At 66.4% G+C, this 25,910-nt stretch carries 20 protein-coding genes; 8 read left to right on the top strand and 12 right to left on the bottom strand.

The genetic code is table 11. From position 1 onward, the window contains the following. Window positions 1–14 precede the first annotated feature (14 nt). From ABZ420_RS11945 to ABZ420_RS11925, 5 genes are all read right to left on the bottom strand, one after another. The gene (locus ABZ420_RS11945) at window positions 15–1,220 is read right to left on the bottom strand and encodes a restriction endonuclease subunit S (protein WP_357120625.1); all 1,206 of its coding nucleotides are present in this window, start codon (window positions 1,218–1,220) and stop codon (window positions 15–17) included. Continuing rightward, window positions 1,217–2,725 carry a class I SAM-dependent DNA methyltransferase gene (locus tag ABZ420_RS11940; RefSeq protein WP_357120622.1) on the bottom strand — a complete coding sequence of 503 codons (1,509 nt, stop codon included), beginning with the start codon at window positions 2,723–2,725 and terminating at the stop codon, window positions 1,217–1,219. Before ABZ420_RS11940 ends, ABZ420_RS11945 begins: the two co-directional genes overlap by 4 nt. 818 nt (window positions 2,726–3,543) lie before the next feature. Continuing rightward, window positions 3,544–4,155, bottom strand: coding sequence for an AAA family ATPase (locus tag ABZ420_RS11935; protein ID WP_357120619.1), 612 nt, complete (start codon window positions 4,153–4,155; stop codon window positions 3,544–3,546). Between the two features lie 20 nt (window positions 4,156–4,175). Continuing rightward, window positions 4,176–4,790, bottom strand: coding sequence for a 3'-5' exonuclease (locus ABZ420_RS11930; protein ID WP_357120616.1), 615 nt, complete (start codon window positions 4,788–4,790; stop codon window positions 4,176–4,178). Further along, window positions 4,787–5,617, bottom strand: a complete 831-nt coding sequence (locus ABZ420_RS11925) for a radical SAM protein (protein ID WP_357120613.1) — start codon at window positions 5,615–5,617, stop codon at window positions 4,787–4,789. Before ABZ420_RS11925 ends, ABZ420_RS11930 begins: the two co-directional genes overlap by 4 nt. A gap of 517 nt (window positions 5,618–6,134) precedes the next feature. Between ABZ420_RS11925 and ABZ420_RS11920 the strand changes: the two genes are divergently transcribed. The 5 genes from ABZ420_RS11920 (at window position 6,135) to argH (ending at window position 12,974) form a co-directional block, all read left to right on the top strand. Continuing rightward, entirely contained in the window at window positions 6,135–7,538 is a 1,404-nt protein-coding gene (locus tag ABZ420_RS11920) for a helix-turn-helix transcriptional regulator (RefSeq protein WP_357120610.1), read from the top strand. Beyond that, window positions 7,538–8,251, top strand: coding sequence for a creatininase family protein (locus ABZ420_RS11915; protein WP_357120605.1), 714 nt, complete (start codon window positions 7,538–7,540; stop codon window positions 8,249–8,251). Before ABZ420_RS11920 ends, ABZ420_RS11915 begins: the two co-directional genes overlap by 1 nt. A 123-nt stretch (window positions 8,252–8,374) precedes the next feature. Next, on the top strand, window positions 8,375–9,499 hold the full coding sequence (tyrS, locus tag ABZ420_RS11910) for a tyrosine--tRNA ligase (protein WP_357120602.1): 1,125 nt from the start codon (window positions 8,375–8,377) through the stop codon (window positions 9,497–9,499). A 336-nt stretch (window positions 9,500–9,835) separates the two neighbouring features. After that, window positions 9,836–11,038 carry an argininosuccinate synthase gene (locus ABZ420_RS11905; protein ID WP_040866126.1) on the top strand — a complete coding sequence of 401 codons (1,203 nt, stop codon included), beginning with the start codon at window positions 9,836–9,838 and terminating at the stop codon, window positions 11,036–11,038. A gap of 520 nt (window positions 11,039–11,558) precedes the next feature. Further along, complete coding sequence (argH, locus tag ABZ420_RS11900) at window positions 11,559–12,974, top strand: argininosuccinate lyase (RefSeq protein ID WP_357120599.1); 1,416 nt, start codon at window positions 11,559–11,561, stop codon at window positions 12,972–12,974. Between the two features lie 27 nt (window positions 12,975–13,001). On the opposite strand, the gene ABZ420_RS11895 is transcribed toward argH, so the two are convergent. Then, the gene (locus ABZ420_RS11895; protein ID WP_357120596.1) at window positions 13,002–14,264 is read right to left on the bottom strand and encodes a hypothetical protein; all 1,263 of its coding nucleotides are present in this window, start codon (window positions 14,262–14,264) and stop codon (window positions 13,002–13,004) included. 123 nt (window positions 14,265–14,387) lie between these two features. Between ABZ420_RS11895 and ABZ420_RS11890 the strand changes: the two genes are divergently transcribed. After that, entirely contained in the window at window positions 14,388–14,711 is a 324-nt protein-coding gene (locus tag ABZ420_RS11890) for a multidrug efflux SMR transporter (RefSeq protein WP_040866129.1), read from the top strand. Between the two features lie 134 nt (window positions 14,712–14,845). Here the strand turns inward: ABZ420_RS11890 and ilvA are convergent, their stop codons facing one another. The 6 genes from ilvA to ABZ420_RS11860 all read right to left on the bottom strand — a co-directional run bounded on the left by ilvA (window position 14,846) and on the right by ABZ420_RS11860 (window position 21,513). Then, window positions 14,846–16,066 carry a threonine ammonia-lyase gene (gene ilvA, locus ABZ420_RS11885; RefSeq protein ID WP_357120593.1) on the bottom strand — a complete coding sequence of 407 codons (1,221 nt, stop codon included), beginning with the start codon at window positions 16,064–16,066 and terminating at the stop codon, window positions 14,846–14,848. Window positions 16,067–16,457: 391 nt separating this feature from the next. Continuing rightward, window positions 16,458–16,808 carry a hypothetical protein gene (locus ABZ420_RS11880; protein WP_062970726.1) on the bottom strand — a complete coding sequence of 117 codons (351 nt, stop codon included), beginning with the start codon at window positions 16,806–16,808 and terminating at the stop codon, window positions 16,458–16,460. Window positions 16,809–17,103: 295 nt separating this feature from the next. After that, window positions 17,104–17,679, bottom strand: coding sequence for an isopentenyl-diphosphate Delta-isomerase (idi, locus tag ABZ420_RS11875; protein ID WP_357120590.1), 576 nt, complete (start codon window positions 17,677–17,679; stop codon window positions 17,104–17,106). Then, window positions 17,676–18,548, bottom strand: a complete 873-nt coding sequence (locus ABZ420_RS11870; protein WP_357120587.1) for a geranyl diphosphate 2-C-methyltransferase — start codon at window positions 18,546–18,548, stop codon at window positions 17,676–17,678. The genes idi and ABZ420_RS11870 overlap by 4 nt, the downstream gene beginning before the upstream one ends. A gap of 41 nt (window positions 18,549–18,589) precedes the next feature. Continuing rightward, window positions 18,590–20,092 carry a family 2 encapsulin nanocompartment cargo protein terpene cyclase gene (locus ABZ420_RS11865; protein ID WP_357120584.1) on the bottom strand — a complete coding sequence of 501 codons (1,503 nt, stop codon included), beginning with the start codon at window positions 20,090–20,092 and terminating at the stop codon, window positions 18,590–18,592. A 14-nt stretch (window positions 20,093–20,106) separates the two neighbouring features. Beyond that, a complete protein-coding gene (locus ABZ420_RS11860) occupies window positions 20,107–21,513 on the bottom strand; it encodes a family 2B encapsulin nanocompartment shell protein (protein ID WP_357120581.1) in 1,407 nt (468 codons plus the stop codon). A gap of 788 nt (window positions 21,514–22,301) precedes the next feature. On the opposite strand from ABZ420_RS11860, the gene ABZ420_RS11855 reads away from it, so the two are divergent. Both ABZ420_RS11855 and ABZ420_RS11850 read left to right on the top strand, forming a co-directional pair. Beyond that, the gene (locus tag ABZ420_RS11855; protein WP_357120578.1) at window positions 22,302–25,253 is read left to right on the top strand and encodes an acyl-CoA synthetase; all 2,952 of its coding nucleotides are present in this window, start codon (window positions 22,302–22,304) and stop codon (window positions 25,251–25,253) included. Between the two features lie 56 nt (window positions 25,254–25,309). Further along, window positions 25,310–25,909 (top strand): class I SAM-dependent methyltransferase, encoded by a 600-nt coding sequence (locus tag ABZ420_RS11850; protein ID WP_040866135.1) that lies wholly within the window; start codon window positions 25,310–25,312, stop codon window positions 25,907–25,909. Window position 25,910 lies beyond the last annotated feature (1 nt).

The raw sequence follows: 25,910 nt of genomic DNA, 5'->3' as shown, positions 1-25,910 counted from the left end.
GAAAAACCCTCCCCTTACAGATCTTTCAGGTCATCTTGCCAGAGTTCGCCGCGGAAGGCGCGGGATTGGATGGAGGCGAAGAGGGCGTTGAGGGATTCGAGGTGTCTCTCGGAAACCGCTTTTGAATGACGAATGTGTTGGATTTGCTGAGAATAGCGCTCCTGTAGTTCCAATGGTGGTATGCTAACCGGAAGAGACTTTATGATACCCATGTTCAGGCCGGCCATGATTGCGCCCTTAGCGGTCTGTTGCAGATAATTCTGCGCAGTCGGGTGTCGGAGGAAGTAGCTGTGTAGGTACTCGGGAAGGCATCTCTTGCGATCGAGTGTAATGCAGCACAGGTGCTTGGTGTTGATGGCGGTGGGGATATTGTCAGGTACGACTGCGCACCGGCCACAGGTGCCCATGATCGTGATCAGGACGTCGCCAGGTAAAACGGTATAACGTGAGAGTTTCCGATACTTCTGATCCGTGATGTAGCGCGGTCGTCCCCATTTGAATTCGTTATCTACGGCGTTGTCGATGCCCAGTACCGGTATTCCCTCGTCGACGAACTCTCCGTGGAGAAGCTGGCTCCCAAATGGTCCGGTTCGGATGGAGTTCTTTCCGTGTGCAGCGAGATCCTCAACGGTCCTGACTGGCCAATCGTAATTTGCGGTGCCGAACATGTCGAGGAAGATCGATTGGGTGAGGTCGTCGAGGAGGGCGATGGACTTCCGCCGCTTCTCCCGCAGCTCATCCACCCGATCCAGCACATCTGTAATCCGCCGCTGCGTGGTGAGGTCGGGAACTGGAATCTGGAGGCGCGCTAGCTTGGCCTTGTTGAGAGTTTTCCCCATTGCTGCATTGTCGGACTCTGTAAGCAAGTCAATTGTTCGGAGCGTCCAAGCGAGATAGTTGGGAAGTATCTTCTTATTGTCCCTGATGGGAAGTGTCGCGATTGCCTCGTTGGTGTACATCGGCTGTTGGATGACCCCCACTTTTCCGATGCTTAATTTAAAACTCAATGCAACGGTTCCAGGTGTAACTGGTTTGCCTATAGACTTGGCTGCAAGTGGGGTTATTTGCTCTTTGGTGTCGACGAGACGCGGGCCCTGGTTCATGTCTGCGATCGACAGCCAAGGAAATCCTTTACCCCAGTAGGATCGTTCGCTCCTAGATGGGGTTCGGCCGATATTTATTTCGCACAATTCCCCTAGTGGGACTGTTGGTAATATCACGACAAAATTCCCTTCAGCTCCGACAGTCCCTGTTGAATCTCCGCCTCGGTGGCCTCCAGTTCTTCGATGATAGCTAGCGGCGGCCGGTGCTCCACGTCTTCGTGGATCGTCTTCTTGTATCGGTTAAGACTGAGGTCGTAGTCCTGAGCGGCGATGTCCGCCTTCGGCACGCAAAAGCTCTGTTCGGTGCGTGCGCGGTCTCGTTCGCTGGTCGTGTGGCGAGACCAGCGGGCGAGCACGTCGGGCAGGTTGTTCTTGGCGTGCTCGTCGGCGGTAAGAGTCGCTGTGACACTGAGCTTTTCGTCGGGAAGGAGGGGGTTGCGTCTGTCATCGAGACTGAATCCGTCGGCGGTGACGTCGTAGAACCATACGTCGTCGGTCTCGTCATCCTTGGTGAAGAACAGGATCGCCGTCGACACTCCTGCGTACGGCTTGAACACACCGGAGGGAAGTTTGACCACGGCGTCGAGTCCGTGCTCCTCGACGAGAAGCTTGCGCAAGTCTTTGTGCGCCTTGGTCGACCCGAACAGCACGCCGTCGGGGACGATCACCGCCGCCCGACCACCCGTCTTGAGCAGGCGCAGAAACAAGGCGAGAAACAGCAGTTCGGTCTTTTTCGTCTTCACCACCTGGAGAAGGTCTTTTGCGGTGGTTTCGTAGTCGAGGCTTCCAGCGAAGGGGGGATTGGCCAGGATCATCGTGTAGCGCCCCGCTTCGCCCGCCACCGACTCGGCGAGAGAGTCACGGTAGCGGATGTCGGGGTGCTCGATCTGGTGCATAAGCATGTTCATGCTGGCGATGCGCAGCATGGTCGAGTCGAAGTCGAAACCGTGGAACATGCTGCGGTGGAAGTGATCCTGCTGCGCCGACTCAAGCAGAGCTTCACGGTGGGTCTTCTGGATGTACTCGGCCGCACCGACGAGGAAGCCTGCGGTGCCGCACGCCGGGTCGCAGATCTCGTCGTTCGGGCCAGGCGCCATCATCGCGACCATCAGGTCGATGATGTGACGCGGGGTGCGAAACTGTCCGTTGTGGCCAGCGGTGGCGATCTTGGACAGCATGTACTCGTACAGGTCGCCCTTGACGTCGCCGCCCTCGCTCAGCGGCAGTTCATCAAGCATGTCGACGGCCTTGGTGAGCAGGCTCGCCGTCGGAATGGTGAACCGGGCGTCCTTCATGTGCTCGCCGTAGGTCGACTCGTCGCCGCCGAGCAGCCGCAACCAGGGGAATACGTCGTCGCGGACGGTTCGCAGCAACTGATCCGGCCCGAGCTCGCGTAACTTCGACCAGCGCAGCGGCTCGGTGTCGGCGTCGTAGATCGGATTCTCGATCGCCCGCCCGCTGCGGTTGGCCTTACGCTCCTTGCCGATCTGTAGATCATCGAGACGCTTGAGGAACATCAGGTAGGTGATCTGCTCGATCACCTCCAGCGGATTCGAGATGCCACCCGACCAAAACGCATTCCACAACTGGTCGATCTTGCTCCGCAGTTCCCCTGTGATCATGGCGTCAGGTTATATCGGAGGGCGCCGACAGGTTGCAGAGACTGAGCGCTTCCGTCCCGCAGGTGCGATGGGCACGCTGGTCACAGCCGCACGCCGGGCCGCGGGCATCGGTAGGCGCGGCCGAGCTCGAGAGTCAACATTGTGCGGACCAAGTCGGTTTCCGCGACTTATGAACAGATGGACGCCAACGCCCCGGGGCCGGGGTGTGTAAACCGGTACCGGGGCGGGTCCAGGGTGCGCGCGTCAAATATGTCGAGTAGCTCGCCGAACAGCCCGCCAGCCGCTCTCGCGATGGGGCAACTTCAATGCTCAGTGCTCCCGTGATGTGTCCGGCTTCATGCGTCCGGCGTCGATCAGTGTTTGCCGTGCCGCCTCCTTGCGAGGGCACTCGATTGCGCGGCAGCCTCGGTGCTGCTGCATGGTCGCGTGGGCTTCTTCGATGCTGAAGGGCCAGTCGGGGGCTGCGTGAGGCCAGCCCGTAGGCCCCTGTCGACTGGCTCTCCACTCGGCTTGGACACGGTCGATGATGTCCTGGACGCTGTACCCCCGGCCTGTTGATTCGCCATCGTCTTGCCACCAATTGGAACTCATTGCCGCCTCGATCCTGATGTCATCTCTGGGTTGGGAGTCACCGGGGGCCGGAGGAGCACCCACTCCGGCTCCGGGACGCTTCTGGGGTCTCCGCCCATTTCCGGAGGGCGGTGAGGTAGTCGGCCAACACCTCGATGGGCAACCCGCTCCAGGGAGCAAGAGGGCCGACCGAAGGTGTTCGCTGTGGTAGGTCGTTCGTGTGTCTTGCCGTCTCGTACATCGAGCCTCTAGGCCTTGTGATCAGCGATCGTCGTTCTCGTCGGCCACACGTCGAGGCCACCCTGGATGAATGCAGTCACTTCGGCGAGGGCGCGATCGTGTCCGTCAGAGGGCAGCAGCTCGTGCCCGATGCCGAGTCGTTCGAGGACCTTTGCGATGTGCCGGTCGGCCAGCGACCGGAATTGCGGGTCGGTGCCGCGAGGCTTGCTCAGGTCGAGCGGGATTCTCGGATCCAGGACCGTGCGCAAAACGAGGTCATAGTGGCGGGCGTGCCGTGCGACCAGTTGCTCGAGCTGCTCGATGCTTACGGGATCGGGTTGCTCGCCGCGGTATTCCAGCACGGCTTCGTAGTATCCAAGGGCATCCGGTGCGGGCCGGTCGACCAGGACTACGTCGGCCCGCGTCCATGCCTGCACTTCCAGGGACATTCCGCGTGAGACGATCCATTGCGTGGATGCCCAGGTGTGGTCCTGAAGGATCGGCAACCCGTGCTTCAGGGCCTCGGCGCCGAGGTCGGCGACGACTGCCACTTCGACGCGATCGCGATGTAGCTGTTCGGCGACTTGCCGCAGGAAAGTGCTCTTTCCGGTTGAATGCGTCCCTGTGACCGCGACGGTCATCGGGCGCACGAAATCGGCGCTCACCACAGTCGACCCTCTGGCTCCCTGGGCGGAATGAACTCAGCTGGGGCTGCCGCCTGCACGAGTTCGTCCCAACCGAGTCCGCCGTCATTGACCAGCCGCGCCAGCAGCTGCCAGGCCGCCCAGGTGTCCCACCCGGCGCGGTGATGACCGTGTTCGGAGACTGCGGTGGTGTCCAGTTCAGCGTGGGTAACCAGTTTCTCCAGGGCGTAACTGCCGATGCCGGGCCACACCGCCTTGGCCAGCCTCAACGTGTCGAGCACCATCGGTGGCGTCCAGTCCGGCAGGTGTTCGGAGAGAACCCGCCTTTCCAGATTCGCGTTGTGCGCGACCAAGACCCGGCCTGTCAGGGCCTCCTCGATCTTTTCCGACACCTCCGGCCAGGTCGGGGACTCTGCCACGTCGGCGTTGGTGATGCCGTGGACCTTGCGGGTCACGATAGAGGTGATCGGCCGGGTAGGGCGGATGAGCCACGACCTCATGTCATCGACCTCCACCGTCACGCCCGAGACCGCCAGGACCGCAATCTCGATGATCTCGGGCGGCGTCTGTCCGTTGCCTTCGACGTCTACGACGACGAAGTCTCTACCGTGCAGTGCATTCGGAACCATCATCGTGTCGCCTCCTGGGTGCGAGTCCATCCGGTATCTGCGCGTCCGTGCCGGCCGAAGTGATGCGGGCGCTTGATGTCGTTGACCTGGTAGCCGAGATTGTGCTGAAGGAAGTTGCGCCGCCCTTCAGGCAGTCCCTCCACGATCACAGCCCGGTTGGTGATCTCGAGCATCTGGCCACCGAGCCGCTGAACCCATGCCGCGGTCGTTTCCTCGCCTGGGCGGCGCCAATCGTCTGCGCAGCGTTTGATCTGCGCGGCCGGGCAGATATCGCACAGTTCTCGGACACCGTAGTGCCCGTTGTAGTCGGCGACGCTATGCGCGAAGGTCACCCCGCAACTCGTTTTGCGAAACAGCGGCGATCCGAACCGGGCGCGATCGGCGAGGATCCGCTGCTCCAGGTGCTCGGGGAAGACTTTGCGTGAGGGGTTGTCGTTGTACAGCTCGGGCAGACAGTTGTCGCGGTAGTAGTCGCGGATCTGGTCTTTGAAGAAAAGGCCCGTGAATACTGTGGCGTGGGCAAAGTAGCTGAGTGCGCGCGCCCGGTCCAGGTGGGCGTCGGAGTCGTTGAGGCCCGGCACGATCGGGCGCCAGTACAGGATCACCCGATAGGTTTCGGCGCGCTCGAATGCGGTCCGCAGCGAAGCCGCCGCGATGTTGGAATCGACCGGTTCGATGCGCTCGTCTTCGATTCCACTGTGCGTGACCAGGATGGTCAGCCGGATGTTGTGGAAGGTGTTGAGTATCTCGCAGTCTTGCGGCTCGATCCGCCACCGCGTGATGACCAGGACGTGGTTGGTGATGCCCTGTTCGTCGAGCAGGCGCAGCATCTCGAAGGTGTGCGGCTTCACGGCCGGAAGCATCGGATCGGTCGCCCTGTTCAGCAGCTGGATCGGGGTGACGTGTGGTCGAAAGTGCTTGTTTCGCAGCAGCATCCGAGCCGCGGTTTCCTCGTCCATGAGCCGTCGAGGTACCTTCATCTCGAAATTGTCGAAGGCGTGGCGCACGCAGTAGGTGCAATCCAGCGGGCAACCGATGATCCAGTTCGCCGACAGCCCGCTCTTGCGGTAGTCCATCACCTGTCGCAGACCTGGATTCAGCTCCGCCTGCTGATCGGCGGTGAGGATAGGCAGCGGCCTTCGGGTGGTCGCTCGAATTCGTAGCGGAACAGTGATCGGACCGTGGAAAGTACTCATATCGGCGCCCTTCATGTGAATCGAGCCGTCGTAGCATCGACCTGTGGCTACGATTTTGGGGACATGACCAGCGCGATCAGAAGCGCTGAAAATGCATATGTTTTATGCATCCGATGACTACTCATGTCGATCGAGGGGGAAGGGTTTTCTGATGGTCGATTTCGATGCGGCACCGGATCTGTGTCCGCGGTGCGCAGCGCAGGCGCCGTCGGGGTTTCTCTGCGGCCGATGCCGCGGTGCTGATGATCGGCTGCCTTCGCTACCTGATCACGCATGGTGGTCCGGGGACCTTCGCGAGGCACTCGACGCTCGCGACATCGGCAAGGCGATCCGGGCCTACCGACGTCATCCCCACCATGGGGGGCACCGGGTAACCCAGGAGGACATGGCGCGATGGCTGTCGATCACTCAGGGACACCTCTCTCGGATCGAACAAGGCCGCGTGCGAGTGACCAACCTGGAAACTCTGTCGACGTACGCGCGAATCCTGGGGATCCCCCCGCTGCTGCTGTGGTTTGAACTCCCGCCCGATCGGCGGGAGCCAGTTTCTGCGCCGCAGCGATCGAGCGCCGCGCTTCCAGATCGGCTCGCCGCGGCAATCCATACGCCGACGGAAACTCAACTGGCCGACGCCATGCTGTCCACCTTGGCCGGGCACTCGGTCCGCGACCAGTTGGCCGGGCCCCATGACTTGATCCGAGTCGTGCGACACGACATTACATTCATCGACCAGCGCCTGGCCGCGAGCCGCGACGGCAGCAATGGTCGCAGCCGACTGCGATACGCGGCGGGGCGCTACGCCGAACTGCTGGGCTGGCTACACCAGGACTGCGGGGACCTCGAAGCTGCCGAATCCTGGTCCAGGATCGCCCTGGCGCACGCCACGGCGACGAACGATGTCCAGTTCCACGCCTACGTATTGATGCGAAGTTCCAATATCGCCACCGACGCCGGAAAGATTTCCCACGCAGGACGTTTCATCGACCAAGCGCTGTTACGCGCTGACGCCCTCACTCCGCAACAGCGCGCCGTCCTGCTGCGCCAGCAGGCGAACGTCTATGCGGCACGTGCGCGATCAGGTGAGCGCACCGACGTCATGGCGTGTGTCGAGGCGCTCACCCGGGCGGCGGAAGCGGCGGCCGAGCCAGCCGAGGAACGGGACGATCTCGCTGGCTACTGCTCACCTGCGTATGTAGCGATGGAGGCTGCGCAGTGCTGGATCGAACTCGGGGACCCCGAGCAAGCGCTGGCCATCCTGGAACAACGAATGAGCGACTGGAGTGCGGACAGCCGTCGCGATCTGGGCATGGGACTGGCCCGGCTGTCCACCGCGCACGCAGGAGTAGGTTCGTGGTCGGAGGCGGTGGAGTTCGGAGGTTATGCGGCTGGCATCGTCGCCGAAACCGGGTCTCACCGCACGCTCGGTCAGCTGCGTACCACTGCCACCGTGCTCCACGCTGCGGGCCAGACCGGTGCCGCGCGGGAGTTGACCCACCACGTACGCAGCGCACAACGTGCACGAGCCAGTCATGGTAGGAGCTTCGAGTGGAGTTGATGACCACCGCCAGTTCGACCGACGTCGCCGACGCAGGCGCCCGAATCGCAGTGCTGCCCGTCGGCAGTTTCGAGCAACACGGCGACCATCTACCACTCATCACCGACACCGTCATCGCCTGCCTGATCGCGCGGCAACTCGCCGAAAATTACCCGCTACTCCTCCTACCGCCGCTGACGATGTCCTGTTCGCACGAGCACGAGAGATTCGCCGGAACTGTCAGCCTCAGCCCGGCCACCCTGGTCGCCGTCATCGGCGATATCCGTGGCTCACTCGACCGATCCGGCATCACCACCCTCGTATTGGTAAACGCCCACGGCGGCAACTACGTCTTGGGAAACATCGCACAAGAGGCCAACACCACCGGCCGCAACGTCGTGGTCTATCCCGGCCGGGAGGACTGGAACCGAGCAAGGGAAGCCGCCGAAATGGACACCGACTCACATGGGGACATGCACGGTGGCGAACTCGAGACGTCGATTCTGCTGCACGCCAGACCCGACCTGGTGCGGCCATCGTTCCGGCACGCCGATCACGAGGCATCGGATCGTCCGCACCTCCGATTGCTCGGCATGTCGGCATACACCTCCAGTGGAATCATCGGACGGCCGTCCGCAGCGACCGACGTCAAAGGTAAGGCGGCGCTGGACGCCCTGACGAAGTCGTTCGGTGAATACTTCGCGCTGATTTCCTGCGCCGGGGCAGAAGGCTAGCTTCCTATCGAAGTCTGCTTCGTCGCGTAGCGTTGCACTTGCCGCAACGGGAGTGTCAATGAAATGCCGTTGCTCACTACACTTTTGTCGACGTGGCGACCATCCCGTCGGACGATCGTGAGGTTGTCGATCCTCAGCATTTCATCCGGCCGCATCGACGAGTCGCAGCGGCCGCACCTGCAGGCCCCGGCTACTGAGAGGACTTCCGCAATCTTGACCCAGATTCGGCCCAATGCCCTTGACGAGCTCTCCTGGCGCGGGCTCGTCGCGCTGTCCACCGATGAGGAGGCGCTCCGCGCCTCCCTCGCGGCCGGTCCGGTGACTTACTATTGCGGTTTCGATCCGACGGCACCGAGCTTGCACATCGGCAATTTGGTGCAATTGCTGACGATGCGCCGCCTGCAGGACTTCGGGCACAAACCGATCGCCCTGGTGGGCGGAGCAACCGGGCTCATCGGTGATCCACGAATGTCCGGTGAACGGGTGCTCAACGACCGCGACACTGTGGCGGCCTGGGTGGCTCGAATCCACAACCAGGTCGAGCGGTTACTGTCTTTCGACGGTGACAACGCCGCCGTCGTCGTGAACAACCTGGACTGGACTTCACCGATGTCGGCTATCAGTTTCCTTCGCGATGTCGGCAAGCACTTCCGGGTGAATCGGATGCTGGCGAAGGAAGCGGTCTCGGCGCGACTCGACAGCGAGGCCGGGATCAGCTTCACCGAGTTCTCCTACCAGCTGTTACAGGGCATGGACTTCTACCAGCTGTACCGCCGATACGGATGCACACTGCAGACTGGCGGATCTGACCAGTGGGGCAACCTGACCGCCGGCGCTGACGTGACTCACCGCGTCGAAGGCATAAGCCTGCACGTCTTGGCCACGCCGCTGATCACCAAGGCCGACGGCACCAAGTTCGGCAAGACCGAAGGCGGCGCGATCTGGCTCGACCCGGAGATGACCTCGCCATACGCCTTCCACCAGTTCTGGCTCAATGCCGAGGATGCCAAGGTCGCTGACTATCTCAGGATCTTCACCTTCCGCAGCCAGGACGAGATCGCGGCGTTCGAGGCAGCTGCACGGGATCGGCCCGCTCAACGGGAGGCTCAGTGCGCGCTCGCCGAGGATGTCACCGCCCTGGTCCACGGTGAGGAAACGATGCAGCGGGTGCGTGCGGCCAGCCAGGCGCTGTTCGGCAGCGGCGACCTGCCTGCACCATCGAACTCCGTACTTGGTTTGCCGGGTTGACCCCGGTGCGGCTCAGTGAGATGGAAGACAGTCCCGACATCGTTGAGCGGTTGAGTATGGAGGATGACGGCGATGATTTCGAACCAGCTCACCTGCCCGTCGACCTGAAGGTCCTACGGCTTTGATCGGACCGGCTGACGGGGTCGTCAGTTCGGTGTGGTCGAGAACGCCAGCCCCCAATTGTGAATGGGCTTGCATCGTCGTGCATAATCATTTGCAGAACGACGCGGGCCCGCCGAGGCTGGTCTCGAGGCGTCGGGACCGGGCCGTTCCCAACGCTCGGACACCCGCCATACTGCTGATACACCCACCGAACCATCGAGGAGCACACAGAACATGTCCGAGCGCGTCGTACTCGCCTACTCCGGTGGGCTGGACACCTCCGTCGCGATCAGCTGGATCGGCAAGGAGACCGGCGCCGAAGTGGTGGCCGTGGCCATCGACCTCGGCCAGGGCGGCGAGGACATGAACGTGGTGCGCCAGCGCGCCCTGGATTGCGGCGCGGTCGAGGCGATCGTGATCGACGCCCGCGACGAGTTCGCCGAGCAGTACTGCCTGCCCACCATCCAGGCCAACGCGCTGTACATGGGCCAGTACCCGCTGGTGTCGGCGATCAGCCGCCCGCTCATCGTCAAGCATCTGGTCGAAGCCGCGAAGTTCCACGGCGCGAGCACCGTCGCGCACGGCTGCACCGGCAAGGGCAACGACCAGGTCCGTTTCGAGGTCGGCATCGGCGCGCTCGCGCCCGACCTCAACGTGATCGCCCCCGTCCGCGACTACGCGTGGACCCGGGAGAAGGCCATCGCCTTCGCCGAGGAGAACTCGCTGCCAATCAACGTCACCAAGAAGTCGCCGTTCTCCATCGACCAGAACGTCTGGGGCCGCGCGGTCGAGACCGGGTTCCTCGAGGACCTGTGGAACGCCCCGACCAAGGACGTGTATGACTACACCTCCGACCCCACGGTCAACTTCGAGGCGCCGGACGAACTGATCGTCACGTTCGACAAGGGCGTGCCGGTGGCCATCGACGGCCGCCAGGTGAGCGTGCTGGAGGCGATCGTCGAACTGAACAAGCGTGCGGGCCGCCAGGGCGTCGGCCGGCTGGACATGGTCGAGGACCGCCTGGTCGGCATCAAGAGCCGCGAGATCTACGAGGCGCCCGGCGCCCTCGCACTGATCACCGCGCACCAGGCGCTCGAGCACGTCACCATCGAGCGCGAGCTGGGTCGCTACAAGCGCCAGGTCGAGCAGCGTTGGGGCGAACTGGCCTACGACGGCCTGTGGTTCTCCCCGCTCAAGCGGGCGCTGGACGCCTTCATCGGCGACACCCAGCAGCACGTGTCCGGCGACATCCGGATGGTCCTGCACGGCGGCTCCGCCGTGGTCAACGGCCGCCGCTCGGAGCAGTCGCTCTACGACTTCAACCTGGCCACCTACGACGAGGGCGACACCTTCGACCAGTCGCTGGCCAAGGGCTTCGTCCAGATCCACGGCCTGTCCTCCAAGGTCGCCGCCCGCCGCGACCTCAACCAGAAGTAGGCACCGGGCGTGCCGGTGCCCTGACACGCACCGGCACGCCGACGGCCCGCGCCCGCTGGCTCGAGATGGCATCGGCCGTGCGCGATGCCACTCATACCAGCGACGCGTCGACCCCGGAGACATCGGTCTCCGAGATCAGCGCGGTGCAGCCCGGACGCGAGGTCGTGGCTCGAAACAGTCTTCGGCGTGTGGCGTGAACAGGGGAGCGGTGCTACCCCCTGTCAGCAGCCGCACACAGGGGCGCAAGCGCCCTATTGCGCGCCGGGTGCCCTTGTCGGTAGGTGGCGTCGGAGAGCCTCCCCATCGGAGTGTGTTCACCGTCGACTATTCCGCGGTGGACGGAGCGGCAGGGCGACCCCCGCCGTGGACGCACGACCACGACCGCGACAATTGATCTCGTAGGGACATGGGTAACTCACCGGGTACGCCCAGAACCCGAGCGACATCTGACGCAGGACATGAACGCAACCCACCAGTCACCCGACTGGTACGGCCGGAGAACTCGGAGAGGCGGACGAGCATGAGTGGCGGCACGAACCAAGGCGCGCTGTGGGGCGGGCGCTTCGCCTCCGGCCCGGCCGAGGCCATGGCCGCGCTGAGCAAGTCGACGCATTTCGACTGGGCGCTGGCCCCCTACGACATCCGTGCCTCGAAGGCGCACGCGCGGGTACTGCACAAAGCGGGCCTGCTGTCGGACACCGATCTGTCCCGCATGCTGGACGGGCTGGATCGCCTCGCGGCGGACGTGGCCTCCGGCGCGTTCGGCCCCGTCGAGTCGGACGAGGACGTGCACGGCGCGCTGGAACGCGGCCTGATCGAGCGGGTCGGCGCGGAACTCGGTGGACGTCTGCGGGCGGGACGTTCCCGCAACGACCAGGTGGCCACGCTGTTCCGGATGTGGCTGCGCGACGGTGTGCGCCGGGTGGCCGCGGGCGTGATCGCGGTGATCGACGCACTGGTCGAGCAGGCTGCCGCGCACCCGGACGCCGTGATGCCGGGCAAGACGCACTTGCAGGCGGCGCAGCCGGTGCTGCTGGCGCACCATCTGCTCGCGCACGCCCATCCGCTGCTGCGCGACCTCGACCGGCTGCGCGACTTCGACCGCCGGGCTGCGGTGTCGCCCTACGGTTCCGGCGCGCTCGCGGGTTCCTCGCTCGGACTCGACCCGGAGGCGATCGCCGCGGAACTGGATTTCGACGCGGCGGCCGCCAACTCCATCGACGCCACCTCCGCGCGGGACTTCGCCGCCGAGGCCGCGTTCGTGCTGGCCATGATCGGCGTCGACCTGAGCCGGATGGCCGAAGAGGTGATCATCTGGAGCACCCCGGAATTCGGCTACGTCACGCTGGCCGACGCCTGGTCGACCGGCTCGTCGATCATGCCGCAGAAGAAGAATCCGGACGTCTCCGAGCTGACCCGCGGCAAGGCGGGCAGGTTGATCGGCAACCTCACCGGTCTGCTGGCCACCCTCAAAGCGCAGCCGCTGGCCTACAACCGCGATCTGCAGGAAGACAAAGAACCCCTCTTCGATTCGGTCGCGCAACTGGAACTGCTGCTGCCGGCCATCGCGGGCCTGGTCTCGACGCTCACCTTCCACACCGAGCGCATGGCCGAACTCGCACCCGCCGGCTTCACCCTGGCCACCGATATCGCCGAATGGCTTGTGCGCCAAGGCGTTCCGTTCCGGGCTGCGCACGAGGCGGCGGGCGCGTGCGTGCGCGCCGCGGAGTCCCGCGGCGTCGGCCTCGACGAGCTCACCGACGAGGAGTTCGCCGCCGTCGACCCGGCGCTGACCGGGAAGGTGCGCGAGGTGCTCACCGTGCAGGGGTCCATCGCGTCCCGCAACGCCCGGGGCGGCACGGCCGGTGTTCAGGTCGCGGCGCAGCTCGCCGAGGTGCGTGCGGCGGCGGCCGCGGCGCGGGACTGGCTGGGCTGACGTCGGTCGGGATCGCTGTCGGCGAACTCAACCGGTGACCGTGATATCGGCGCCGCTGAACAGCAGATCGCTGCGCCGCTGGGGACCACTGGAATACGGCAGCAGGTCGGCCTCTGGAACCAGCTCGCGCAACTGCCGCAGGAATACTTCGACGGCCAACGTCGCCATGCTCTTGCCGGGGCACACGTGTCTGCCGAAGCCGAAGGTCAACGGCAACTTGCCGGTCCCGTCCAGGGCCAGGCAGTCGGGGAAGGCCTCCGGGTCACGGTTGGCCGCGGCGAACAGCACGAGCACCGGTCCGGCGGGCAGCCGCGTGCCGCTGGACAGCACGACCGGCGTCCTGGCCTGACGTTTCCATGCCACCAACCCGGGATCCAGTTGCAGGATCTTCGCCGCCACCCGGGTGCCGCCGTCCGGCTCGGCGAGCAGGTCCCACCACACGCGGTCCGGATCACCGAGCAACCGCTGGACGCCTTGCTGGATGCTGCCGCTGACCGTGTGCACTCCCGCGGCGAGCGAATTCGCCATAGCGGACACCGCGATCCGATGGGAGAGCCCGGCGTCGCGCAGCCTGCGGGCGAACCCGGTCGCCTCGCTGCCCCGGCCCTCCCGCACCGCCGCTCCGCTCACCGTGAACAACCAGCCGAGCGCGCTCACCGCGTCGGCCAGTTCACGTCCGCGCATGACCCGGCCGAGCAGTCCCGATTGCGCTCCGCTCCATGCGGCCACCTGCGGCCAGTCCTCGGCGGGCAGGCCGACCGCCGCACCGACGGTCCGGGCCGCGTAGCCGATCGATAGCGCGGTCACGTCCAACGGAGCCCCGGTGTGGAACCCCGTATCGCGCACAGCCTCGTGGAAGTACTCGGCCATCGCCGCGGCCCGGGCGGGCCGATCGGCCGGGGAGATGGTGAAATGTCCCGTCGGTCCGGCCATGGTGTTCCACACGCGCTTGTGCAACCGGTCGTCGGCCAGGTTGGCGGTCGCCTTCGCGGGCGGCGGGATCAGGTGCCGGACGAACGGCGGGATGGCTCGCGGTGTCGCGGCGATCCGCGCGTAACCCACGAGCGGGTCCAGCGAATTCGCGTTGGAGATGCCCGGCGTGGCCGCCTCCAGCACCTCGCGCACGTCGGCGTACTTCCAGATCATCCGCAGCCCGGATCGATGCGCATAGCTCGGCTCGGGCCACTCGTGCAATCGCCGATACCGTTCGTCGCGCCCGGCGTACGGCAACTCGTTGCACGTCACCTCATCGAACGGAAAACCGGTTACCGCAACGCCCGAGCTACGCATCGGCCGATCGTATCGGCGCGCAGTGCACGACGACCGGGCCGCGAATCCCCGGGGCTGGGGAGCGGCTGCGCCGGTGGCCGAGTGCCGCTGTGCTTGCCCCGCGACTCTGGCTACGCTGCGAAAATGACCTTGCTCCTGCTCGCATTGGCCATCGCTTCCGAGGTGACCGCGACCGTTTCGCTGAAACTATCCGACGGATTCGCCAAGCTCGTCCCCTCGATCGTGGTGGTCGTCGGCTATTGCGCCGCGTTCTTCTTCCTGGCCCAGGCGTTGAAGCGGGGCATGCCGATCGGCGTGGCCTACGGCATCTGGTCGGCGGTCGGTGTCGCCGCGATCGCCCTGATCGGCGTGCTGTTCCTGGAGGAGCGGCTCACCCTCGTGCAACTCGGCGGCATCGCACTGGTGATACTCGGCGTACTGGCCTTGGAACTCGGGGGAGCGCACTGACTTCCCGTTGCCGCACCGGTGGCACATGGCTGTGGCAATTCGCGAGTAGGCCCCTCGGTGGTGTACCAGTCGACGGAGGTGGGCGAGCCAGGCCGTGGAGTTGGACGTGGCCGTGGTGGGCCGGCGGTGTCCGGTCAATCCGCGGCGCGGACCGCGTATCCGGCGTTCGCGAGGGCGGTGAGTACGTCGTCGCGATGGTCGGAACCGCGTGTTTCCAGCGTGAGCGCTACCTCGACCTCGTCCACCGCCAGCCAGGTCCCGGTGCGCGAATGCGCCACGTCGACGACGCTGGCGCTCGTCTTGCCGATCACCGCGAGCAGTGCCCCCAGCGCACCCGGGCGATCGGAAATCGTCACGCGCACCGCGAGGTAGCGGCCTGCCGCGCTCAGCCCGTGCCCGATCACCCTGGTCAGCAGCAACGGGTCGATGTTGCCGCCGGACAGGATCGCGCAGACCGGCCCACGCAGGCCGAGTTCCTGCGGCGTGCGACTCATCAGGGCGGCGACCGCCGCGGCGCCCGCGGGCTCGACGATCAGCTTCGCGCGTTCCAGACACAGCAGCAACGCCTGCGACAGGGCTTCCTCGTCTACCGTCACAATGTCCGAAACATGCTGCGCCACGTGGGAGAACGGCACCACGCCCGGCCGGCCGACGGCGATGCCGTCGGCCATCGTCGCCATCCGCTTCACCCGGACCGGACGTCCCGCCGTCAGCGAGTCCGGCCAGGCGGCCGCTTCCGCCGCCTGCACCCCGATGACGCGTACGTCCGGCGCCAGATGTCGCAGCGCGACCGCGACGCCGGCCAAGAGCCCACCGCCGCCGGTGGGTACGAGGACCGTCCCCACCCCCGGCAACTGCTCCGCGATCTCCGTGCCGACGGTGGCCTGACCGGCCACGATATCGGGATGGTCGAACGGGTGGATGAGCGTCGCGCCGGACCGGTCGGTGAACTCCAGCGCGGCGTCCAGTGACTCGTCGATGGTCTCGCCGACTTGGCGGACCTGCGCCCCGTACGCCTTGGTGGCCATCAGTTTCGGTAGCGACGCCCCGATCGGCATGAACACCGTCGACATGAGGCCGAGCGCCGCCGCCGACCACGCGACCCCTTGCGCGTGGTTACCCGCGCTCGCGGCCACGACGCCGCGTTCCCGCGCCTCCTGGGGCAGATTCGCGATCCGGTTGTAGGCGCCGCGCGGCTTGAACGAACCGGTGCGCTGCAAGTTCTCACACTTCAGCCATACCTCCGCACCCGTACGTTCGGACAGCACCCGCGAGGGCAGCAGCGGTGTGCGCCGGATCACCGGGGCGAGCAGCCGCGCGGCCGACTCGATCCGGGACATATCGACCGACTCCATACCGTCATGCTGCCATCCGGCAGGCGGGACCGGAGGCAACCGCTCACGCGCTCGTAGGTCCCGGCCAGGATGTGCGGGAGCGTCACCGCCGATTTCTGTGCGCGCGGCTACTTGCTGAAGTCCGTACCGGTGGTGGACAAGCGGGACGCGTGCGCGATCGTCACGGGCGCGGGCCGGGAAGCGGTCGAGGCGTACGAACACGATCGGCCCGAATTGCCCGACATGGTGGATCCGTGGGTGCAGATGTCCGCTGAGGTCGGTGTGGCAGTGGGGGACGGTGTGGTCGGGACGCCGAGCGACCGTCGCTGCGACCGTCTGCGCGAGCCGGAGCGAGAGTCCCCACCGCACCACCGCACACCGGCCCGCTGCGAGCAGGCGGCGCTCGAACGGGTCAGGCAGCCACAGCGGTGGCGAGCTTGCGCAACTCGGTGTCCGGGTCGGCCACGTCGACCACGAGCCGTGTGACATCAGCGCCCGCCAAGTCGATACGGATGGCGTGCCCGTCGAAGCGCGTGTCCCAGAATTCCTTGCGGCCCTTGCCGCGGAATGTCCCGGCCGCGATCACGCCGGGGAAGAAGGTGCCGGGCGTGCGCACCCACGGCGGGCGGCGGTCGACTCCGGCCACGCCGAGCGCGGTGATGTCGGACAGGTCGAAGGTCAGCTGGTCGCGCAGCGCCAGCAGTTGATGGGTACCGAGTACGTGCACTGTCACCCTCGTTCCGGTGACTTCGAATTCCACCATCACGCACCTCACTTCACCGAGAACTCCGACAACGTCAACGATGCCGAACGGTCCTGGCCGCAGCCTGTGCCGTTCCTTTGAGTTCTCTCAGTTTCCGTCCATGGTGTTACAGAAATATGCGCATCTATGGATGTGGCCAGGTCCGTGAGCCAGGGCGACAGGGGGCGACTCGACCTGCAACACAGCCGGGAAGGGAGGCCCTTCCGAACTCCGAAGCTGGGCCGAGGCAGCCGCGCGGCCGCAGGCCATGACGCGCTCGACTGCCTCGGACCAGAATAGTGCTGAACGCCGACGATCAGGGGGCTGAGATTCTTCTGCCCTGCGCGTGCTCCGCGACGTCGAGGACACCGGCCAGCCACGGCGTGTAGGCATCCGGATTGTCGGCCAGCGCGTCCCGTAGGGCGTCCGGGTGGATCCAAGCGAAATCGGCGACCTCGGCCGGGTCCGGGCGAGGCGCGCCGATGTCCAGCCGCCCGATCAGGACGTGGTCCCATTCGGACTCGACGCGCCCGGTGCGGAGGTCTGCCGCGTGGTAGCGGTAGATCCCCGCCTCGGTGAGCGCGATGGTCAGGCCCATTTCCTCCGTCAGCCGCAGGCCCGCCGCGGTAGCGACCGGTTCACCCGGTGCCGGATGGCCGCAGCAGGTGTTGGCCCACAGCGACGGGAACCTGGTCTTCACCGCCGCGCGCTGCTGCAGCAGCACGCGGCCCGCCGAGTCGAACAGCAACACGGAGAACGCGCGGTGCAGCCGTCCCGGGGCTAGGTGGGCCTCCGCGACCGAGCACGCGCCGACCGCGCGGCCCGCGTCGTCGACGAGTTCGACGGGCAGGGCCTCGCGGTCGGTGTGCGGCTGGGCGAGGGCGTCGGTCACCTTCCCACCTTATCGGCGGCTATGAGCAGGTACTGGAAGCTGCCCTCCCGATAGGCGGTCAGGAACGGCTTCTCGACACCCGTGGCGAGCTCGGATTTCGTGCGCAGCTCCCAGTACGGGATGGTCGCCGCGGTGAGGTCGGTCACGGTGATGGGCACCAGGTTGTTCTCGGCCATGGCGCGGAAGTACTCGCTGCGCGGATGGATCATGCAGCCGTAGTGCGCGTCGATCCAGCTCACCGAGGACGATCGGCCACCGGTCACGTCGTTGGAGCAGCCGGTGATGCACACGTAGCGCCCACCCGGCTCCAGCAGCCGGGAGAACTCGCGGAACAGATCGAACAGGTCCACATACATGGTGGTCTCGTTGGTCCAGATGCCGCGCTTGGAACCGGACTCGAAGCCGGTGTCCAGCATGTTGCGGAAGTGGAACCTCACCTTGTCCGCGACGCCGCGATGCACGGCCTGGTCGTTGGCGAAGCCCACCTGATATTCGGAGATGGTCACGCCGTCGACCTGACAGCCGAAGCGCTGATTGGCCATGAAGCTGGTGCCGCCGCGGCCGGAGCCGCCGTCCATCAGCCGGTCGCCGGGCCGGATGTCGCCGAGATGGTCGAGCAGGAAATCGGCCTGTGCGGTCTCCAGTCGATGCAGTTCGGTGACGAGACGTTCCTCGCGGGTGTCCTCCGGACCGGTCAGCACCGACAGGTCCGGGTCGCCGATGCCGTAGTGATGGTGGTAGAGCCCGTCGACCTCACCGAGTTTGGTGTTGACCCGGTCGTCGTTCGGGTTGTTGTTCCAGTACGCGGCGACAGACTTCTGGTAGCTGGTACGCAGAACGGTCCCGGTCTCCGGGTTGAGCATGGTCATGCGCGATCATCCTCTCTCGGTGCGGTACTGCTTCATTGCTTTCACTGCGGGTCGCGATAGCGTTTGCTGTCGGCGTGCCAGGCGCGGTTTCCTCCCATCCACGCCCACAGGCCGGTGAGGAAGCGGCGTAGTTCCGGCGACCCCGCCGCGGCCAACGGCGCCGCCTCCCGTTCGAACCGGTGCACCAGCTCGTCGTGCACCTCGGCGGTGCGCAGCACGGCTTCGCGGCGCGAGCAGCGCTCCTCGGCGGCGAGGACGGTCGGCAGATTGAACTCCCTGCCGTTGGACAGGTCCTCGCGAGCCATCGAGTACAGGTCGTTGACCATCTGGCTGGCCAGCGCCGCCGTCGTGACCACGCGGCGCACCGCGGGGGCGGTGTACTCCGCGGCCTGCAGCTCGTAGCCGCCCACCACGTCGGTCGGTGCCATGCACGGCAGGAAACTGTGCGGTTGCCGGTTGGTGAGGTACTCCCAGACCGGCGGCATCCGCCCGGCCGCGCGCCACCCAGCTTCCGCACCGAGGGCGATGAACCAGCCCGCGATCTCGGTGCGTAGCCGGGCCAGTTGCGCCGGGCGCGCGTAGCGAGCCATGTGGTCGAAGGACGTGCGAAACGCGCGCAGGATCGGGTCGGCCTCGAGGGCCGCCTCGAGTTCGGCGACGTAGCGCGCGGGAAGGTGGACCGGATCCATGGCCGCGGCTGCCAATTCGAGCCGGGGACCCAACTCCGCCTCGGCGCTGGAGGGGGTGCCGTCCGGTGCCCGGTCGTCGGCATCCTCCTCGCAGTAGTAGTCGTCCACCGACCATTCCGAGACCGCGCACTTCGCCGCCGCCAGCAGGCGATCGGCGTCGTCGCAGTCCGGGTGGGCGAGCATGATCAGCCGTCCGAAATCGGCGTCGCGCAGTTCGTCCAGCCGGCCCTCGTACAGCCCGATCTCTTCGGCCCAATCCACGATCCCGGTGTTGACCGCCTCTGCGAGCGCCGGATCGTCCCGCAGCGGCGGCGGGCAGTACAGCGGCGGAATCGGATCCGGGCGGTCCCGGTCCACCGTCGCGGTGCCCGGGCCGCTCGGCCCCCGCGGAACAAGTGCGGGACCGCGAGCGGAGTCCGACCCGGTTCGCGGGGCGGGCGCCGCATGCGTGGCCGTGCGTGGCGTTGCGGCGATGCCATGTCGTCCGAGGAACGCCGACGCGGTGCCGAGCCCGGTGGGGCCGGTCGGCAACGGTGTCCGTCCCGCTAGCGGAATCGGTCCCGGTGCTACTCCCACTCCGTCGGTGGCGGCGGCCGGAGTGACGGCGGGCATCGTGGCACGGTCCGGGCTGCCCGGAAGCAGCAGCGCGGCAGCGCCCAGGCCGGACGGGCCGAGCAGCCCGCGAGGCGTCACACCGGACGGTCCATCCGAAGCCGAAATACCCTGCGGTTCAGTCACTTTCGGTGAAAAGAGCTCGGACGGAGCGGTCGTCCGGGTGTTGGTGAGTAGCGCGACGACGGTGGCGGCCACCTCATCGGTGGCATGCGCCGCCGCGGCGCGGGAGAGCACCGACATGCCCATCACCCCGGTCAGTCGGCCTGCCGGGCGACCAGGACGTTGCCGAGCACGCCGAGGGCATCCGGTACCAGGACGGCGGCCGAGTAATAGCAGCTGACCAGGTAGGAAATGATCGACTGGTCATCGATGCCCTTGAAGCGCACGTTGAGGCTCGGTTCGTATTCGTCCGGGATCCCGGTCTGGTGCAGGCCGATGACGCCCTGGTCCTTCTCGCCGGTGCGCATGGCCAGGATCGAGGTGGTCTGGGCATCGCTGATCGGGATCTTGCCGCAGGGGAAGATCGGCACGCCCCGCCATGCGGGAACGCGGTGCCCGTCCACCTCGACCGGGTCCGGGTAGAGCCCCCGCTTGGTGCATTCGCGTCCGAACGCGGCGATCGCCTTCGGATGGGCCAGGAACAATTTCGTGCTGCGCCGCATGCTGAGCAGTTCGTCCATGTCGTCCGGGGTGGGCGCGCCGGACTCGGCGTAGATGCGCTGTTTCAGGTCGCAGTTGTGCAGCAGGCCGAAGTCGGGGTTGTTGACCAGGTCGTATTCGCGCCGTTCGTAGAGCGCTTCGATGGTCAGGCGCAGCTGCTGCTCGACCTGATTCATCGGGTCGTTGAACAGGTCGGCGACGCGGGTGTGCACCCGCAGCACGCTCTGCGCGAGGCTGAGTTCGTACTGGCGCGGGGAGGCGTCGTAGTCGACGAACGTGCCCTCCAGCAGCGGCTCGCCGGAGTGACCCGAGGCGACCTCGATGTCCGCCTCGCCTTTGTGGTTCTGCGGACGCGTGGGCACGGAGGCGACGCGGGAGAGTTGCTCGCGCAGTGCCGGAGCGCTGTCGATGAACTCGGTCAGCGATCGCCGCGGGAGGACCAGCATGGTCGTCGGCGTGACCGTCTTGATCGTGACCGGCCAGATCGCCGATGGCTCGGTGAGTATCGTGTCGCCGAAGAAGTCGCCGCCACCCAGGATTCCGAGCTTCGTCTGCTCGCCGTACTCACCCGACCCGATCTTGCTCAATTTGCCGTGCACGATCAGCAGAACCTGATCCATCGGATTTCCGAATTCCGCTACTACAGTGCCCGGTTCGAGATCGCGCTGTTCGAAACGGTCTGCGAGGCCGCGCAACACGTCCTCGTCGTCGAAGCCGCGCAGTGCCGGAAGCTCTTGCAATTCGAGGGGAATGACCCGAGCGGTGGACCCGTCGATGACGAATTCCACCTCGCCGTTGCCCACCGTGTGGGTCAGACGGCGGTTCACACGATAAACCCCGCCGTTGACCTGCGTCCATGGCAGCGCGCGCGTGAGCCACCGCGAGCTGATGCCCTGCATCTGCGGTTCGGATTTGGTGGTGTGCGCGAGCAGGCCCGCCGTGCTGGTACTCAGGCTCTTGCGCACGTTGTTTTCCGTATGGACTGGCATTTCTATGGTCATGCGTGGTCCTCACCTCGAGACGGCCGCCGAGACATGGTGACGGGTTTTGGGGCAGGGGAAATCGAGAAGTCGTCGATAGTTCAGAGTCGCTGGGTGTTCACATCAAACAGCAGCGGGCATGCCCGCGGAGAGCTCATCGAACGAAATTGCCTACGCGCCACGGCGTTCCAGACGTGTTCGATGGTAGACGCCGAAAGGGGCTGTGCACAGGAAAATTTCGAAGATCGTCCCGGTGGCCCACGGATGGTCACGACACGCGCCCGATTCCGGTAACGGCGGGTGGCGTTGCGGAGCGATGCCGCAATTGCCTTCTAGTAGCGATGAATTAGCTGTCTGCGGCGGTCTGCTGGCCTCCCCGCCCGGCGCTCGTCCCGCGCTCATGCCGATGGGTCCGAGAGCCGGGGCGATCCATCGGAGCCGCGCCGGGTGGTCGCCGAGGACGTCGCGTCCGGCCGCCGGAAAGCGATGAGACGTTCGACCGAAGCCGGACGTGTCGTGTCGCTCCTCGGTCGAGCCGGGTAGGCGATCACGTCCCGAACGGACACCGGCCTCTACTCGCTGTGCGGGAGTCGGCCGAGGCGGCGCGCCCGGTCGCGCCGGGCGGTGCGGTTCGAGCGTCCGCGGGGGTGTGCTCGGGGTCGAGAGGGGAATGCCGAGGGGGAGCCGACCGTGGCAACCTGGCATGCGACGTGTCACAGCGGACACATAATGGACAGGTGGTATGGGAAGCTCGTCTGAACACCTCGCGGTGTGTGATGCGGGTCACGTTCTAGGGTAGGCCAGGAGCGATGGTGAAGTTGAACGCGAATGTTGTGGTGGGCTCGGTGCAGCGGTTGATGGCGACCGCGCAGAACGGCCTGGAGGTCATCCGCTTCGGCGGGCTGACCCATGACGTCGCGTCCTCGCCGTTCGAGGTCGTGGAACGCAGACGCATGTACCGGCTGCGCCATTACTTCCCCGACGACACGACCCCGGGGCGGCCGGTGGCGCTGCTGGTGCCGCCGCTGATGGTCAACGCCGACATCTGGGATGTGAACGCCGAGGACGGCGCGGTCGGGATCCTGCACCGCGGTGGAGTCGACTGCTGGGTGGTGGACTTCGGCTCGCCCGCGAGCGAGGAGGGCGGCTGGCAGCGCGACCTCGCCGATCACGTGCTGGCCGTCAACAGCGCCATCGACACCGTCAACGAGGCCACCGGCTCCGGCGTGCACCTGATGGGTTACTCGCAGGGCGGCATGTTCGCCTACCAGACCGCCGCCTACCGGTACGGCAAGGGCGTGGACAGCATCGTGACCTTCGGCAGCCCGGTCGACATCGTCGCCGGCATGCCGTTCGGGCTGCCCTACGGCATGGTCTCCGACCTCGCCGACTTCCTGGCCGATCATGTGGTCACCCGGCTGCCGATCACCGATTCCATGGTGCGGATCGGCTTCCAGCTGCTCGACCCGGTGAAGACGGCCAAGTCGAGAATCGATTTCCTCCGGCAATTGCACGACCGTGAAGCGCTGCTGCCCAAGGAGCGCCAGCGCCGCTTCCTCAACAGCGACGGCTGGGTCGGTTACGCGGGCCCGGCCGCGGCGGATCTGCTCAAGCAGTTCGTCGCGCACAACCGGCTGATGCTCGGCGGTTTCGTCATCCGCGATCATCCGATCTCGCTGGCCGAGCTGAAATGCCCGATCCTGGCGTTCGTCGGCGAAGTCGACGACATCGGACAGCCCGCCGCGGTGCGCGGCATCGTGCGGGCCGCGCCGAACGCGGAGGTCTACGAGGCGACGCTGGTCGCGGGACACTTCGGCCTGGTGGCCGGGAGCACGGCCACCAATCACACCTGGCCGCTGGTGCGGCAGTGGGTCGGATGGATGAACGGCGACAAGCCGCTGCCCCCCGAGATCGTGCCGATGGCCGAGCACGTGGCGAGCAATCGCCCCCGGTCGGCGGCGACCCGGGTGGTGCACACCGCCGCGTCGCTGGCGGAGGCTGGCACCGGCGTGGGCAAGGCCCTCGAGGGCATCGCGAACAACACGGTGCGCGGTTCCATCGAACTGGCGGGCGAAGCGGCGCGGGCACTGCCCCGGCTGACCCGCCTCGGCATGATCCAGCCGCACACCCGGGTATCGCTCGGCCGGTTGCTCACCGAGCAGGCGCGGCGCGCGCCGCGGCGGGACCTGTTCCTGTTCGACGACCGTGTGCACACCAACGAGGCGGTCAACCAACGCATCGACAACGTGGTCCGCGGCCTCATCTCGGTCGGCGTGCGCCCCGCCATGCGGGTCGGCGTGGTGATGGAGACCCGGCCCAGCGCGCTGGCCTCCGTCGCGGCGCTGTCGCGTCTCGGCGCGGTGGCGGTCCTGCTGGCCCCGAACGGCGAACTGAGCCGCGCGATCGAGCTGACCGGCGTGGAGACCCTGATCGCCGACCCGGAGAATCTGCGGCGGGCCGCCGAGACCGGCGCCAGGGTGCTGGTGCTCGGCGGTGGCGACACCAGGGAGCTGGCGCTGCCCACGAGTGACCGCTTGATCGACCTCGAGCAGATCGATCCGGCGCGGGTGCGGGTGCCCGCGTGGTACCGGCCCGATCCCGGCCTGGCGCGGGAGCTGGCGTTCGTGCTCGTCACCGGCACCGGCGAGCGGCTGGAGACGAAGTACATCAGCAACCACCGCTGGGCGCTGTCGGCGTTCGGCACCGCGACCACGGCCGACCTCGATCGCAAGGACACGGTGTACTGCCTCGCGCCGCTGCATCATTCGTCCGGGCTGCTGGTCAGCCTCGGCGGGGCGGTCGCGGGCGGAAGCCGGATCGCGCTGGCCCGGTCGCTGGACCCGCAGCGCTTCGCCGAGGAGGTGCACCGCTACGGCGTCACCGTGGTCACCTACACCTGGACCATGCTGCGCGACATCCTCGATGCCGAGGTGTTCCCGGTCGGCCATCGCCATCCGATCCGGTTGTTCATCGGCTCCGGCATGCCCGCCGGGCTGTGGCGGCGCACCGTCGAGCAGTTCGACCCGGCCCGCGTGCTGGAGTTCTACGCCTCGATCGAGGGCGACGTGGTGCTGGCCAACGTGGCCGGAGTGAAGCGCGGGTGCAAGGGCAGGCCGGTTCCCGGCACCGCGAAGGTGGAGCTGGTCGCCTACGACCCGCTCACCGAACGCATCCTGGTGGACGGATCCGGCTTCGCCAGGCGTTGCGCGGACAACGAGGTGGGCCTGCTGATCGGCAAGGCGTCCGACGGCGTCGACATCTCCGCGGGTGGCCTGCGCGGGGTCTTCACGGCGGGCGACTCCTGGATGCCGACGGAGAATCTGTTCCGCCGCGACGGCGACGGCGACTACTGGCTGGTCGACCGCACGGACACGGTGATCCACACCCGGCGCGGACCGGTCTTCGGTCAGCCGATCGTCGACGTGCTCAACGACATCACCCCCGTCGACATGGAAGTCGCCTACGGGCTCAATGTCGGCGACCACTGCCTCGCGGTGGCCGCGGTGAGCGTGCGCGAAGGCTTGCGCCTGGAACCGAAGGACGTCACCGAGGCGTTGCGGGTGTTGGAACCGGACCAGCGGCCCGATCTGGTCTACGTGGTGGACGACATCCCGCGCAGCCCGTCGTTCCGTCCCTCCGCCCGTGCGGTGCAGGCGTCCGAGCGGCCGGAGCCGGGACCGGACACCTGGTGGTACAACCGCGCCTCGGACGCCTACGAGATCCTCACCGAGGACCGAGCGAGCATCCTGTTCGGCGGCTGATGCGATTCCTGTTGCCGAAACACCGGATTCGCCGACCGATGGCATAGTTTGTGCCTGTGAGAACGAGCCTCATCTACCGCAACGGGACCGTCTACGAGGTCCTGATGCGCGGGTTGTACGGCAGGCACTACGCGGCTCGGTATCGCGCTATCGCGGAACTCGTCCCGGAGGGTGCGAGCGTGGTCGATCTGTGCTGCGGACCCGCGACGCTCTACACCCGCTACCTGCGCCACAAGTCGGTCGACTACACCGGCCTCGATCTGAACGAACGCTTCGTCGCACGCGTGAACGAAGCGGGCGGGCGCGGGCGGGTGTGGAACCTGCGTTCCGGTGACGCGCTGCCCGCGGCCGATTATGTCGTCATGCAGGCCAGCCTCTATCACTTCCTGCCCGAGCCGGGCCCCCTGCTCGATCGGATGCTCGCGGCGGCCACCGAGCGGGTGATCGTCGCCGAGCCGGTGCGCAACCTGGCCAGCAGCGCCAATCCGTTCCTCGCCACGATCGGCAAGCGGTTCACCGACGCGGGCGACGGCGAGCAGGCGCATCGCTTCACCGAGCGGACGCTGGACGAGTTCTTCACGCCGTACCGGCCGCGGGTCGCCCGGCAGTCACTGATCGCGGGCGGCAGGGAGAAGCTCTACGTCCTCACCGCGTGAG

Origin of the sequence: Nocardia sp. NPDC005745 (genome assembly GCF_040630775.1) — a bacterium.
Taxonomy (GTDB): Bacteria; Actinomycetota; Actinomycetes; order Mycobacteriales; family Mycobacteriaceae; genus Nocardia.
The sequence above is the reverse complement of the archived record's forward strand: the minus strand, read 5'-3'. Positions and strand labels throughout refer to the sequence as shown.